Origin of the sequence: Saccharomonospora sp. NPDC046836, from assembly GCF_040645195.1 — a bacterium.
GTDB lineage: Bacteria > Actinomycetota > Actinomycetes > Mycobacteriales > Pseudonocardiaceae > Prauserella_A.
The window spans coordinates 59,145-73,785 of the sequence record NZ_JBEYXW010000001.1; the positions used below are offsets into that span (position 1 = coordinate 59,145).

Consider the following 14,641-nt stretch of genomic DNA (forward strand, 5'->3'; position numbering starts at 1 on the left):
AGTTAACTCCCTTCGGTCGCACCGTCACCGGTCGAACCGGATCGAGCGGTCCGCGTCGTCGGCCAACGAGCCGCTGATCCGGTTCGCCGACCCGCTGGTCTCGAAGATTCCGCCATCCAGACGGTAGGGGTTCGAGCTGCGTTCCTGGTCACCACCCTGGCCACCGCCCGCGCCACCCATGGCACCCATGCCGCCCATCATGCCCATACCGCCTGCCATACCGCCGCCCTGCGCACCGGCGGACGCCATGCCCTCCGCACCGGTACCGCCCGGCGCGACGCCGAGGCCGCCGCCGGCCGCGGCAGGTGCGGGCTGCGAGTCCGCGCCGGAGAACGCTCCCGCTCCCAACGGTTCGCTTCCGCCACCGCCCGACACCGCGGCAGCGCCGCCCCCACTGTCACCACCGGCGCCAACGGTCTGCGCCGTCGTGGCCTCGGAGCCCGGGACCGAACCAGCCGCGTTATCCGCACCACCGTCGACCGAACCAACGCCCACCGAACCGCTGTCCGCCGCGAAGCTGGGAGCAGCACCGGCAGCAGCGCCACCAGCGCCCGAATCACCGGCGGGCGCCGCGTCACCAGCAGGCGTGGAGTCACCAGCCGGGGCAGCGCCGCCGCCTGCAGCGGCACCACCGCTCGCCGCACCACCGCCTGCAGCGGCGTCGGCGTTCTGCGCACCTGTGGCGCCGGACTGCGAGCCGCTCTCATCGCCCGCTGCCCCCGGCACCGGCTGCCCGGCGTCGGCCCTACCTGGCTGCGTGGTAACGCGGTCACGCAGGGCTTCCGCGGAACCGTCGGGCTCCTTCGTGCCGAGTGTGTAGGTGACCGGCTCGCCCTGACCGTTGTCGACGGTCACGACGGTCGGGCCCTCCGGCCCCTCCGGCCGCTCAGCGGTGATCTTGAGGTTGCCGTCCTCGATGTGGATCTTGCCGTCAGGACCAGGCCGGTAGACCTGTTCACCCGGCTCACCCGTGCCCTGCGGGCCGAACTCGCCCGGCTCCGCGGCCGACGGGTCGTCGGGACCGAAGTCGAGCTGGTACTCCTTCAGCTCGCCCGAGCCGTCCTCGACGGAGATGTCCATCTTTCCTTCGTCATCGGGCTCGGTCATCGTGAAGGTCTGGTCACCCTGCTCCACGGTCAGCGTGTCCTGGTCGCTGCCCAGGTCCTTGATCGCCTCACCGGTCTCCGGGTCGATCGGGTACGGCTCCCCCGTTTCCGGGTTGAGCTCCAGCGGTTTGCCGGTGACCGGGTTCATCCCCTCCGGCTTTTCGGTTTCCGGCGTCTCGATGCCGGGCATGCTGCCACCGCCGCCGGTGCCGCCACCGCCCACCCCGGGAACGCTCCCACCGCCGCCGGAGCCGCTACCACTGCCGCTACCTGTGCCGTTGCCGGTACCACCCGTGTCGACACCGCCGCCGGTGTCACCACCTGCGTCGCCGCCGGTGTCGGTCGCGGCGAACGGGTCGGGTTCGAGTCCCTGGTTCAGCGAGTCGATCAGCGTCGTGTAGTTGTCCTGGATTCCCGAGACGTACGACGAGGCCTGCTGATGGACGGAGTTGGCCTTGGTGTCGTAGTCGGCGCAGAACTCCGCAAGCCGCTGCTCGGCTTCCTGCAGGGTGCCCCGGTACTTGTCGGTCTCCTCCCGGATGTTGTCCTCGGTGATTTCGCTGGCGTAGCTGTAACCGATGAGCGCGCCGATGGGGCTGATGACCGTGACGACCGCGGTCAGCGGGCTGCTCATCAGGTCGACGAACTTGTCCCACAGACTTTTGTTCTCGATCTCCTCGATCTTGGCTTCCAGCTCCTCGATGAGGGCGGGAAGGTCTTCTTTCGCGGTGATGAAGGCGTCGACCTGCAGGGGCGTGAGTTCCGCGACTGTCCCGTCGCCGTAGAGGTCCAGCACCGACTGCGCAAAGTTGATCACGTTCTGCTGGATCGCATTGTCCACTGTGTACGTGATGTTCTCGGGTGCCGTTCGCAGTGCCTGCGACAGGTCCCCGGCACCACGGACGAGCGCGTTGTTCACCTGCTCGGCCGCGGACTTGGCGTCACCGGTCCAGTCAGCGGCGTTGCTACTCCACGAGGAGTCCAGCGCCTCCTTGGAATCGGTGACCGCGATGTGTGCGGTCGTGAGCGTCTCGGCATCGGCACGGAACGCGGTGAAGTCGATACCGCGGAACTCGTCCATACCTTCCTCGATGCTGCGTGGGTCGACACCGCTGTGCGAGTAGGTAGCGGGCATACCCGTGCTCCCACTGCCATTCATCGACGACTGGTCGACGGTGACGACACCGCGGTCCTCCGGCTGCGACGGCATGCCACTGCCGCCCAGTCCCCCCGCACGCTCGTACCGGGGATGGAAGTCCTCGAACAGCTTGACCGCGAGCTGCGCCTCGTCGATGATCTCGTCGGAGTTCGAGAACCCGCCCTGGTCCAGCATCTGCTGCGCGTTCTGGACGCTGTTCTGGGTGTCGCGGGCGCTCGCCCGCCAGCCGTCCTCGCGCGCGGCGGGCAGGCTCGTGCGTGCGTTGTCCATGTTCTCGCGGAGCGCCTCACCACCACTGCGGACGTCGTCCGCATCGGCGCCTACCTCAGCCGAGTACCGGTTGATCTCCGCATCGCTGAGCCGGTTCGCGTTCGACAGAACATAGAGCATGTTCTGCTTGTTCTCCGCCGTGACGTCCGGATCGTCGAGCAGTGACCGCATCTCGTTGAGCTCGGCGTCGGTGAACTCACTCTCCGCGACGACCTGCTGGACGCCGTCGACGTCGAATATCCCCACGATCAGGCTCCCTTCGACACGATGGTGTCGCGGCTGACTTGCTCGCCCTGCTCGTAGGCGCTCGCCGCCTGCGTGAGCTTGCCGCCGAGTTCTGTGCTCTTCTGGCCGTAGGTGGTCACGCTGTTGCGGTACTTGCCGATCGCGTCGCTGTAGGGCGCGGCGACCCCCGACCACGCATTACCGACCTGGCCCATGGACACGCCCGTCTCGATCTGGGAGCCCGCGGTGCTGAGCTCGCCACCTTCCTGGGTGTATGCCGAGCCGGCTGCGTTCAACTTGCCCGGATCGACTGTCTGTCCACCGGCCATGGTTCCCCCCGCTCATGAGGCTGTGGTCGTGCTCGTCTCGACTCAGACGCGACCAGCCGGCATCCGGTGCCGTCGCGAATGCACACAAAAACCTACAGGTCAGTGATTCATCGCGCACCGGAAAGGCAGGTTTACACCACGCTCGTCACCCCTGACCTCTACCCAACGGGCAACTCACGCGCCCGAAAGGGCAACTCGTGAGTCTGGGCGGGCAACTCACGGGCCTGGGCGGGCAACTCGCGATGCCGAGTCCCTATGCGACGGACGCGACCACGCCGGCGAGGCGGTCGGCCACCGCCTGCGCGATGTCCTCGGCCTGCGCCTCGACCATGACGCGGACGAGCTGTTCGGTCCCCGACGGGCGCAGCAGGACGCGGCCTTCGTCGCCGAGCTCGGTGCTGACCGCCTCCACCGCGTCCCGCACCGCGGGGGACGCGGCGACCGCGGCCTTGTCGGCCACCCGCACGTTGACCAGCACCTGTGGCAGCCTGCGCATCACGCCGGCCAGCTCGGCCAGCGGCGTACCCGTCGCGGCGACCCGGCTCATCAGGCGCAGCGCGGTGAGCAGACCATCGCCAGTCGTCGCGTGAGCCGGCAGCACGACGTGCCCGGACTGCTCGCCGCCGAGGGTGTAGCCACCCGCGCGCAGCTCCTCCAGCACATAGCGGTCACCCACCGCCGTCGTGCGCAGCGTGATGTCGTGATCACGCATCGCCAGATGCAGACCGAGGTTGCTCATCACCGTGGCCACGAGAGTCTTCTCGGCGAGTTCGCCCGCCTCGACCATCGCGAGCGCGAGGATGGCCATGATCTGGTCGCCGTCGACCAGGGCACCGCCCGCGTCGACCGCGAGGCAGCGGTCGGCGTCACCGTCGTGCGCGATACCCAGGTCGGCACCGTGCTGGATCACCGCGGCGGCCAGCTGCTCGGGATGGGTGGAGCCGCAGTTGTCGTTGATGTTGATCCCGTCCGGCTCCGCGTGCAGGGCGATGACCTCGGCACCGGCCTTGCGGTATGCCTCGGGCGCGACCAGCGACGCGGCCCCGTTGGCGCAGTCGACCACCACCCGCAGGCCCGCAAGAGTATGCGGAGTGGCCTCGATCAGGTGCGTGGTGTAGCGGTCGAGCGCGTCGTCGAGGTCGGAGACGCGGCCGATCTGGGCGCCGGTGGGGCGGTTACCCGGCGCGTTCAGGCCCGCCTCGATCTCGTCCTCGATCCCGTCGGCGAGCTTGTGCCCGCCCGCGCCGAAGAGCTTGATGCCGTTGTCCGGCATCGCGTTGTGGGACGCGGAGATCATCACGCCGAGGTCCGCGGAGAGGTCACCAACGAGGTGGGCAACGGCAGGTGTGGGCAGCACGCCCACACGGACCACATCGGCTCCGGCCGAGGCCAGCCCCGCGACAACGGCGGCCTCGAGCATCTCACCACTGGCTCGGGGATCCCTGCCGACGATCGCAACCGGCCGGTGCGATCGGTCGTGGGCGGCGAGCACCCGCGCCGCGCTGACGGCGATCGACATCGCCAGCTCGGGGGTGAGCTCGCCGTTGGCGAGGCCGCGTACTCCGTCGGTGCCGAAAAGGCGGGCCATGTCCTCGACCTCCGTGTCTGTAGGAGCCGCCGGTATCCCGCACCGCCCGCACTCCACCACTGTCTACCGGTGAGCGCCCCACAACCTAGTGGCCGTCACCTTTTACCCATAGACCAGCACGTTCAGCCCTGGATAACGCCCCGGCGCAAAAGTGAGCCTGCGAACTCAACCGCAGGTAGGCCGAAACGCGCGAGGCGCCCATCCTGGAAGTCGGATGGGCGCCTCGGTGCGTTGCTGGTGGCGCGTCAGCGCTTGCTGTACTGCGGAGCCTTGCGCGCCTTCTTGAGGCCGTACTTCTTGCGCTCGGTGGCACGGGCGTCGCGGGTCAGGAAGCCCGCCTTCTTCAGCGCAGGGCGGTCGTCACCGTCGATCTCGGCGAGCGCACGGGCGATCGCGAGCCGCAGCGCACCGGCCTGGCCGGAGGTGCCGCCGCCGCCGAGGTTGGCGAAGACGTCGAACGAGTCCGGCTTGTCGACGGTGGCCAGCGGCTCACGGATGAGCTGCTGGTGCACCTTGTTCGGGAAGTACTGCTCGAGGGACTTGCCGTTGAGCTTGAACTTGCCGGAGCCGGGCACGAGCCGCACCCTGACGACGGCTTCCTTGCGCCGGCCGACCGTTTGCGCGGTGCCACCGGCAGCACGCGACGGCCTCGGCGCCGCCGGCGTCTCGCTGGTCACGGCCACCTCGGTGGCGGTGACGGCGGCGGTGGCCGTCTCGGTGGCGGTCTCGGTGCTGGTCACAGACTGTTCCTCACTCACTGGGTCACCTGAGCGATCTTGGTGATCTCGTGGGGCTGCGGCTTCTGCGCGGCGTGCGGGTGCTCCGGCCCGGCGTAGACCTTGAGCTTCTTCGCCTGGGCGCGGCCCAGCTTGTTCTTCGGCAGCATGCCCTTGACGACCTTCTCGACCAGCCGCTCGGGGCGGGTCTCGAGCAGCTCGCCGAAGGAGCGCTTACGCAGACCGCCGGGGTAGCCGCTGTGCCGGTAGGCGAACTTCTGCTCGCGCTTGTTACCGGTGAGCGCCACCTTGCCGGCGTTGACGATGATGACGAAGTCACCAGTGTCCACGTGCGGGGCAAAGGTCGGCTTGTGCTTGCCGCGCAGCAGCGTGGCGACCTCGGTCGCGAGCCGGCCGAGCACGACATCCTCGGCGTCGATCACGTGCCAGGCACGGGTGACATCGCCAGGCTTGGGGCTGTACGTGGGCAAGGGTCTACCTCGTCGTCAACATTGCTTGTGGGGTCAGTGCGGGCCGAGCGCGGACGCTCGTGTGCACAACAGCTTACGAAGATACCCCCTCGTCCCGAAGAGGGTGAAGGCGGGGTGGGGGCGGTCTGGCCATACTAGTGTCTCCGGCAGCGTGCTGCGATGAGACTCTCCGGGGGACCAGTAAATGACACAGTGGCTCAGGCTGTCGCGACGGCGGCGGTTGCGGACTCTCGTCGCGCTCGGTGCCGTGCTGACCTTGACCACCGCCTGCAGCAGCGGACGACCGGGCACCGCCATCCCCGACGGCGACGCCGCCGCCGAGTACGTCAGCGCGAAGTTCTCCGCCACGCTCGAAGGTCTGGCCAACGACCTGTCGGCCGACGAACCACGCAAGAGCACCCACCGGTCCTACACACGCATCGACGACAAGAAGGCCGACGTCACGCTCACGGCGATCCAGGTCCGTAGCCCGCCGTCACGGCTGTACAAGAACCACTCCAACCGCGACTCCTCCGACTACCGGGACTACTTCCACCCCGCGGGCAGCGATGTCGAGTACACACTGCTCGGACCGGTGTACTCGAGCCTCGCGCCCACGCAGTGGGTGTCGATGCCCTACGAGGACGCCGGGTACGGCATCTGCTTCTGGGGCGGCTACATCACGGTGTGCCGGATGCTCGACACCGTCAGCGCGTCGCTGGAGAACCGGCACGCCGCGAAGGAGGCGAAGAGCCTGCAGGACGGCAGCACCGAGCTCACCGCGGAGGTGACACTGCGGGAGTTCATCGAGCAGCGGGTGGTCGTGTTGCCCGACTGGGTGCTCGAGCAGATCACCGGGGAGATGCGCGACGGCATCATCAACACCCGGATCGCGCTCGACCCGCAGGGCAAGCTCACCGAGATCGAGATGAAGGGGCTGATCTCCGCGGACGGCCACGAGATCGAGATCAACGAGCACTACCAGGTGCTCGATCCGCCGACCGAGGAAGAGCTGCCGAAGGTGCCCCCTGCCGACCAGGTGACCGCGCTGACCACCGACGAGCAGGTCGACGACTACTACGACCGGATGGGCGAGATCACCAGTGCCGGAGGCTAGGGCGCACGATCACGCGCGGACGAGGGGAATCCGATGACACAGCCACCCGGCCAGCCACAGGGCTGGTGGCAGCCGCCGCAACAGGGGCAGCACTACCCTGCACCTGGCCAGCAGCCGCCGAACTACCAGGCACCTGGCCAACAGCCGGCGCATCCACAGGCACCGCGGCAGCCCGCCGGCTTCGGCGGAACATTCCAGTCGCAGTACGGCGGGCTCGGCGCCTTCGGCGACGTCGCACCACCGAAACGCCGCAAGCTCGGCAAGCCGCTTTTGATCGGCGCCATCGTCGTGGTGCTGCTCGCCGGTGGCGGTATCGCGGCGTGGTTACTCGGCGCCTTCCGCGGCGACGTGCTCGAACAGCGGTCGCTGCAGACCGGCGTCGCGACGGTGCTGCGCGACAGCTACGGCGAGCACGACGTGACGAACGTGCAGTGCCCGGCCGACCAACAGGTCCAGACCGGTCACACCTTCGAGTGCACGGTCGAGATCGGCGGGCAGCGCAGGGCGGTCTCGATCCGGGTACTCAACGACAAGCCGGAGTTCGAGGTCGGCGCTCCCAAGTAGACATCCACAAACGAATGCGGGCCCGGCCACTGTGGCCGGGCCCGCATTCACGCGCGTACGCGCCGATCAGAACATCCCCTGGATGCCCTTGTCGGTCGACTGGTAGCCGTCGGCGATCTGCGGCAGCGCGGTCGCGATCTGAGCCAGCACCTGCTTCATCTCGTCGAGCGAGGTGTTCCACTGGTTCTGCACGTCCTGCCAGGCCGCCATCGCGTCACCGGACCAGCTGTCGGTCAGCGGGGCCAGGCGGGCCTTCAGGTCCTCGAACAGCGCGTCCAGCTCCGAGCCGGTCTTGGTGCAGTCCTCGGCGGCGGTGTGAATGGTGTTGTAATCAACAACGATGCCCTCAGGCATTTTTCCCTCCGTGAAGTCGTAGAGTTCGAAGAATTCAGGTCAGCGAGAAAGCAGAATCAGAGTCCGCCGAGCGTGTTGCCGATGCTGCTGATAGCGGAGTTCTGCTCCTCTTCAGCCTGCTGGTACTTCACACCGGACTGCTGGAGCAGCTCACCGATGTTGGCGAGCGCCTCGTTCAGCTTCCGGGTCTTCTCGTCGAAGGCCGCCATGACGTTGTTGAACGCCTTCGCCGCCTCGCCCTGCCAGCCGGCCTGCGTGGCCTCGATGTTGCTGCGGAGCGTGTTGAGGTTCTGGTCCATCGACCCCTTGATCTGGTCGACGTCCTGGTACGCCTGCTGGAACTGCTCCGGTGTCCCGGTGAAACCGCCTGCCATCGGAGGTAACCCCCTTCGTTTGTGAATTGGCCCGTACTTCGTCCGTACTGGCCCTACGACGGAGACATTGCCATGCGCGGTTCCCGGTTGTCGCGGTATGGCCTCAAGTAGTTGCGACCGTGAATGCTCCACATCGGAACCCACTGGTCCAGCCCGCCACAACGACTAGGCGAACCGGTCCCGAAAACCCCTGTGCCGCAACCGTTTTCCGCACATTCAGTGAACTGCGCACCCCCGCCGGAACCCATTCGTTCACCCGGATGAGGTAATGCGGTCAATTGGTGAACTCGAGGGTGCGCACGACCTGCTCACACGCCGTCTGTACCCGCTGCGGGTTGGCAGCCTCCTGACAGCCGATGCTCACCTGGGCGTCGTCGTGGGCGAGGACGTACCAGTTGACCGTCGCGGCCGACTTCGTCTCGACGTAGTGGATCGTGTCCCGGCCGGCGAACTGGTGGTTCTCCTGGAAGTTGCCGTACCGGTCGGGATACTCCGCTGCCGCCTGGCGCAGCACACCGACCAGCCGGTCGCGTTCGGCGGACCCGTTGTAGGACAGGACGAACTCCTGCACGACCACGAGATCGTCGCCGTCCTGTGCGTTGCCGGGCTTGACGACCACCTGCCGGTCGGCGACGTTGTCGCCCGTCTGCGTCCAGTCCGACGGCGCGACGAACTTGTACGAGTACTGGGCAAATGTGCGGCCCTCAGGTGGCGGCGGCACGTCATCGCGGAGTACGAACACGAGCGCGGTAGTAGCCGCGGCCACCAGCACGAACGCGCCGGCGACCAGCCACCACACGCGGGTGCGCCTGCGCGCGGGCTTGGCCGGAGCCGGGGCCTGCGGGCGGCGCGGCGACGGCAGACCAGCGCCGGGGCGCGCGGGAGCGGCCGGGCGCGCGGGCCGTGGCGCACCGGACACCGGACGCGCGGGCCGCGCACCGAAGTCAGGGCGCGCGACCACTTTGGTGCGCTGGTCGTGCACGGGCACGCCACCCGGCCGCGCCGGTGCACTGCCTGGCAGCGCACGGGTCCGGTCCGGGATGAGCTGCACAGCACGCAACGCACCGCGAGCGACCACGGTTTCTGGTTGATCGAGAGTGGTGGGGACCATTCCGCTGCGCTCGTGCACCAGGCGCGACACCATTGGTATCCGGCTCGAACCACCGACCAGGAAGATCGCCGTGAGCTGGCGCGGGCGCAGGCCGGCCGCCTCGACGGTCGCCACGGTCAACTCGGCCGCACCGGCCAACGGCGTCGCCACGAGGCGCTCGAGGTCCTCACGCGTCACGTGCGCGTCGGCGAACGGCGGCGGCATCGGCACATCCGTGTAGGCGTGGCGGGACAACGTTTCCTTGGCGCCGCGGATGTCCTGTCGCAGCACACGGCGCCGCCGCCGGTCGGTCAACTCGCGGCCCTGGACCAACTGCTCCCATGCCTCGGGGTCGGCCGCCGACACCAGCGAGCCCACGTGTTCGAGCAGCGCCTGGTCGATGTCGGCGCCACCGAAGCTGGGGTCTCCTTTGGTCGCCAGCACCTCGAAACCGGCACGCCTGCCTGCCGCTGACGCGCGGCGCACGACGCTGACGTCGATGGTGCCGCCGCCGAGGTCCAGCACCGCGAGCGTGTCACCGGGCTTGCCGCTGAGCTCGACCGTGCGCTCCTGGTTCACCTCGGTCGGGGAGAACGTCGCCGCGTGGAACACCGCCGCCGCAACAGGTTCCGGTACGAGCGCCACCTCGCGCGCAAGCTGGGCGGCGGCCTGGCGGAGCAACCGGGTCCGCATCGCGCCCCAGTCGGCGGGATGGGTGAGCACCAGCAAAGCGACCTCGGCGCCCGCGGCCAGCCTGCGGGCTTCGCCCACCGCGCGGGCCAGCACCGCGTGCACCACGTTGACGACCGGCAGGACCGAATCGCCGAGCAGCAGCTCACCCTCGTCGATCCGGCGCTTCGGGTTGGGCTCGAACCGTGCCGGGTCCACGGCCGCCTGCCGCTCGGCCTCCTGCCCGACGAACAACGTGCCGTCCGAGGCGGCATAGACCGCCGAGGACATCAGCGGCTGCCCGTCGATCACCACGACCTGCGGCTCACGACCGTTCACCGAGGCGACCACACAGGTGCTCGATGTCCCGAAGTCCACGGCCACCCGCAAGGTCACCAGCTGCTCCCGCTAATCATCGACACATCGGGAGCCACTTTGTCACCACTCCCCCGAGTAGCGTCACTCGGGCTGGATCCACGAGACGTGCATGAGCTGCTTGCCGATCTTGCGGCTGACGAACACACCGCGGCCCGGCGGCATCGCGCTCGGCTTGACGTTGCCGAGGAGCTGACCCTCGTCCTTCGAACCGTTCATCACGATGCCCGGCATCGCGAGCTCCTTCAGCTTGCCGAGGATCGGGTCCATACCGGTGCGTGCGGCACCACCCGTGCGGCGCGCCACGATCACGTGCAGGCCGACGTCCTTGGCCTGCGCCAGGTACTCCGACAGCGGCCGCAGCGGGTTGTTGGTCGAGGTGGCGACGAGGTCGTAGTCGTCGACGACGACGAACAGCTCCGGTCCGTTCCACCACGACCGGTCCTTCAGCTGCTGCGGGGTGACGTCCGGCCCCGGCAGGCGCTTGCCCATCGACGCCGCGACTTCCTTGATCATGCCGTCGAGCTGGTTGCCCGACACGGCGTAGCCGAGCAGCTGGTCGCCCTCGACGAAGCCGAGCATGGTCCGCCGGTAGTCGACGAGGATGACGACCGCTTCCTTCTTGGTGTAGCGGTCGGTGATGCCGCGCACGATCTGGCGCAGCAGGTTCGTCTTGCCCGACTCGCCATCGGCGTAGGCGATGAAATGCGGGTCCGCGTCGAAGTCGAGGTACACCGGGGCGAGCTCGTCCTCGTTGACACCGATCGGGACCAGCCGGGAGCCGCGGTGCTTGTCCTGCGCGAGCAGCTCGTCGTACTGCACGAGCTCGGGCAGCAGCCTCACCTGCGGCGCGGGCCTGCCCTGCCAGGCCGACCGGATCTTGCCGACGGCGTCGGCGACACCGGCACCGAGTTCCTGCACATCGCTGGAACCGTCGATACGTGGCAGGCCACCGAGGAGATGCAGTTTGTCCCTCGTGAGCCCGCGTCCTGGCCGGCCGGCGGGAACGTTGACAGCGACCCGGCGGTCGATGTCGGACTCGCTCGGATCACCGAGGCGCAGCTCGAACCGCGTACCGATCATGTCCTTGATCGCCGGCCGGATGTCGGCCCAGCGGTTGGACGAGATGACCACGTGCACGCCGTAGGTCAGGCCCTGCACCGCGAGCTTGGTGATCAGCGGCTCCAGCTCGTCGAAGTCGTCGCGCAGCGCGCGCCAGCCGTCGACGATCAGGAACGCGTCGCCGAAGGGGTCCTGCTCGGCGGTGATCTCGCCACGGCGCTTGCGGTTGCGGAAGTCGTTCATCGAGTCGATGCCGAGGCTGCCGAAGCGGGCTTCCCGCTCGTTGGCGAGCGTGGTGAGCTCGGCGACGATGCGGCGGGCCTTGTCCGGTTCGCGGCGGGCGATCGCGACGCCACCGACGTGCGGCAGCCCGGCGAGACCGGCGAGCGTGCCACCGCCGAGGTCGATGCAGTAGAACTGCGCTTCCTCCGGCGTGTGGGTGAGGGCCATCGACATGATCAGCGTCCGCAGCAGGGTCGACTTACCCGACTGCGGGCCGCCGACCACGACCCCGTGGCCTGCGCCGCCGGAGAAGTCCGCCCACAGCGGGTCACGCCGCTGCTCGTACGGCCGGTCGACGATCCCGAGCGGCACCTGCAGCCTGCCGTTGCCGAAGAATCCGACCGGGGAAAGACCGCGGTCCTCGGTGGGGTTCAGGTTCGGCAGCAGCGTGTCGAGTGAGTTGGGCTCCTTCAGCGGCGGCAGCCACACCTCGTGCGCGGGCGGGCCCTGCCCCACCAGGCGCGAGACGATGACGTCGAGCTCGCTCGGCTCGACGGCTTCCTCCGACTCCTGTTTGGGCTGCTCGACGACCTCGGCCAGCGGCTCAGGCTCCTTCGGCAGCTCGACGAAGTCGGGAACGAACAGCTGCGGGCGCTTGTCGGCGCGGACCACCTTGGCACCTGGCGCCGCCGCCTTGATCCCGGCGGGCCGGTACGGACCCGACACGTAGGAGGCCTTGAACCGCACCAATGTGGACGTGTCGTACTTGAGGTACCCACCACCGGGCACCGACGGCAGCTCGAACGCGTCGGGCACACCGATCGCCGCCCGCGACTCCGCCGCCGAGAACGTCTTCAGACCGATCCGGTACGACAGGTGGGAGTCGAGGCCACGCAGCTTGCCCTCCTCCAGTCGCTGGGAGGCGAGCAGCATGTGCATCTGCAGCGAACGGCCGAGCCGTCCGATCGCGACGAAGAGATCGATGAAGTCCGGCTTGGCCGACAGTAGCTCGGAGAACTCGTCGACCACGATGAACAGCGCGGGCAGCGGGTCGAGGTCGGCGCCGTTCTCGCGCGCCTTCTCGTACTCCCACACGTTCTTGAAGTTGCCACCGTTCTTCAGCGCCTCCTGGCGCCGGTTCATCTCACCTGCCAGCGCGTCCTTCATACGGTCGACCAGCGTGACCTCGTCGGCGAGGTTGGTGATGACCGCGGAGACGTGTGGCGCCTTGTCCAGTCCGAGGAACGTCGCACCACCCTTGAAGTCGACCAGGACGAAGTTCAGCGTGGTCGACGAGTGGGTGGCCAGCATGCCCAGCACGAGCGTGCGCAGGAACTCCGACTTACCGGAACCGGTCGCACCAATGCACAGGCCGTGCGGGCCCATGCCCTCCATCGCAGCTTCCTTGATGTCCAGCTCCACCGGCTGGCCGTACTCGCCGACACCGAAGGGGGTGCGATAACGGTCCCGCACGGGGCGGGGCCGCCAGGCCTGCTGCACGTCGAACGTCATCGGGTCGCCGGGGATGCCGAGCAGCTCCAGCAGCGACGGGTTGGACAGCAGCGGCTGTTCCTCGCTGTCGTCGGCCGCGGCGGAGCCCATCCGGTACGGCGAGATCTTGCGGGCGAGTGCCTCCGTCTCGACGAGGCTGAGCGTGTCGGGGCGACCGAACCACTCGACTCCGCCCGCGCTGCGCGCACCCAGCCGCTCCTTCTCGACGACCAGCCGCAGACCACGGCGGGCGGCGAGGTTACCGGTCGCGTCGGACAGGTCGATCAGCGTGACGCCGACCAGACCTTCTTCGAGCAGGATCTGCTCCTCACCGGTGACATCCGCCTCGTCGATCACGAGGACGACGTGCGGCTGGTCCGGCGGCGGCGTCGCGTTGCGGGAGAACCGCTGGCGCTCGCGCAGCTCCTCGTCGAGCCACTGCTCGATCTGCGCGAGCGAACCGGCCATCATCCGCATCTGGCCGATGCCGTCGGATAACGACGGGTGCTGCACGTGGGGCAGCCACTTCGCCCACTCCCACTCCTCCTTGGCCCGGCCCGCGGTCGCAACGCCGATCAGCACGTCGTCCGGGCTGTGGAAGGTGACGAGCTGGGCGAGCAGCGCCCTGGTGAGCCCACGGGTCAGTTCCTTGTCGCCCTGCATACCGACGGCGGCGAAGCCACGCAGGGTGATCTGGGTGGGCAGGTCGGGGACGATCGAGTGGGCGCGCACGAAACGGCGCAGCGCCAGGGTGGCGATCGGCTCCAGCTCGTCGACGGGACCGGTCTGCGGCGGCACCAAGCGAGTGGCCAGTCGGTGCGAGCTGCGGCCGACGCGCAGGTGCAGGAAGTCCTGATCGCTCTGCCTGCGTTCCCACATGCGCCGGGTCGAGGCCATCGACCAGAGGCCCTGCGGGTCGGGGTGAACCCATTCCAGCGACGCGCGCTGGTCGACCATCGCCTCACGGGCGCGGTCACGCATCTGCCCGAGGTACCGCAGGTAGTCCTTGCGGTCCTCGTTCATCTCCGCTTTCTTCTGCTGACCGCCGCGGCCGCCACCGGCGAACATGCCGACCATCGACATCATCATCATGAGCGGCATCATCAGGAAGAAGGGACTGCGCGCCGCGGCACCGCCTGCCGTGAACATGAAGACGACCATGCCCAGCATGGCCACGACCATCACGACCGGCAGGATCTTCATGACGATGTTGCCGGGGATCGTCCTGGGGACCTCGGGCGGCGGCTCCAGATGGACCTCGCCGCCCGGCGGGCGGGGAGCAGCAAGCCGTGGCGACCGCTTGAACTGCAGCGTGCTCACCGAAAAGACCCCTCTTCAACTCGGCGACGGGCCTGCGAGGTGCCAGGCCGAGTCCACACGGTAGCGAACCAGACCAGTTCGCGGGCGAAGACTGCCTCAACCCGGTTCATTCACCGGAAGTGACCCCACGCAGGACCCAG

The 14,641-nt window shown here is 68.5% G+C and carries 11 protein-coding genes; 2 read left to right on the forward strand and 9 right to left on the reverse strand.

All coding sequences use genetic code 11. The features are described 5' to 3' along the window. Positions 1–24: 24 nt before the first annotated feature. From ABZ863_RS00285 to rplM, 5 genes are all read right to left on the reverse strand, one after another. Entirely contained in the window at positions 25–2,781 is a 2,757-nt protein-coding gene (locus ABZ863_RS00285) for a hypothetical protein (protein ID WP_358529077.1), read from the reverse strand. A 2-nt stretch (positions 2,782–2,783) separates the two neighbouring features. Then, positions 2,784–3,089, reverse strand: a complete 306-nt coding sequence (locus tag ABZ863_RS00290; protein ID WP_358529080.1) for a type VII secretion target — start codon at positions 3,087–3,089, stop codon at positions 2,784–2,786. Between the two features lie 253 nt (positions 3,090–3,342). Then, positions 3,343–4,677: a phosphoglucosamine mutase gene (glmM, locus tag ABZ863_RS00295; RefSeq protein ID WP_358529083.1), complete on the reverse strand. Its 1,335-nt coding sequence runs from the start codon at positions 4,675–4,677 to the stop codon at positions 3,343–3,345. A gap of 245 nt (positions 4,678–4,922) precedes the next feature. Continuing rightward, a complete protein-coding gene (rpsI, locus tag ABZ863_RS00300) occupies positions 4,923–5,360 on the reverse strand; it encodes a 30S ribosomal protein S9 (protein WP_358530318.1) in 438 nt (145 codons plus the stop codon). A gap of 71 nt (positions 5,361–5,431) precedes the next feature. Continuing rightward, entirely contained in the window at positions 5,432–5,884 is a 453-nt protein-coding gene (rplM, locus tag ABZ863_RS00305) for a 50S ribosomal protein L13 (RefSeq protein ID WP_358529085.1), read from the reverse strand. 184 nt (positions 5,885–6,068) lie between these two features. Between rplM and ABZ863_RS00310 the strand changes: the two genes are divergently transcribed. Next, a complete protein-coding gene (locus ABZ863_RS00310) occupies positions 6,069–6,980 on the forward strand; it encodes a hypothetical protein (protein ID WP_358529088.1) in 912 nt (303 codons plus the stop codon). Between the two features lie 33 nt (positions 6,981–7,013). Next, positions 7,014–7,544 (forward strand): DUF4333 domain-containing protein, encoded by a 531-nt coding sequence (locus ABZ863_RS00315; RefSeq protein WP_358529091.1) that lies wholly within the window; start codon positions 7,014–7,016, stop codon positions 7,542–7,544. Between the two features lie 66 nt (positions 7,545–7,610). On the opposite strand, the gene ABZ863_RS00320 is transcribed toward ABZ863_RS00315, so the two are convergent. The 4 genes from ABZ863_RS00320 to eccCa all read right to left on the reverse strand — a co-directional run bounded on the left by ABZ863_RS00320 (position 7,611) and on the right by eccCa (position 14,501). Next, the gene (locus tag ABZ863_RS00320) at positions 7,611–7,898 is read right to left on the reverse strand and encodes a WXG100 family type VII secretion target (protein ID WP_358529094.1); all 288 of its coding nucleotides are present in this window, start codon (positions 7,896–7,898) and stop codon (positions 7,611–7,613) included. 56 nt (positions 7,899–7,954) lie between these two features. Next, positions 7,955–8,272, reverse strand: coding sequence for a WXG100 family type VII secretion target (locus ABZ863_RS00325; protein ID WP_358529097.1), 318 nt, complete (start codon positions 8,270–8,272; stop codon positions 7,955–7,957). A 274-nt stretch (positions 8,273–8,546) separates the two neighbouring features. Further along, positions 8,547–10,427 carry a type VII secretion-associated protein gene (locus tag ABZ863_RS00330; protein WP_358529100.1) on the reverse strand — a complete coding sequence of 627 codons (1,881 nt, stop codon included), beginning with the start codon at positions 10,425–10,427 and terminating at the stop codon, positions 8,547–8,549. A 63-nt stretch (positions 10,428–10,490) separates the two neighbouring features. Further along, the gene (gene eccCa, locus ABZ863_RS00335) at positions 10,491–14,501 is read right to left on the reverse strand and encodes a type VII secretion protein EccCa (protein ID WP_358529103.1); all 4,011 of its coding nucleotides are present in this window, start codon (positions 14,499–14,501) and stop codon (positions 10,491–10,493) included. Between the last annotated feature and the right edge of the window lie 140 nt (positions 14,502–14,641).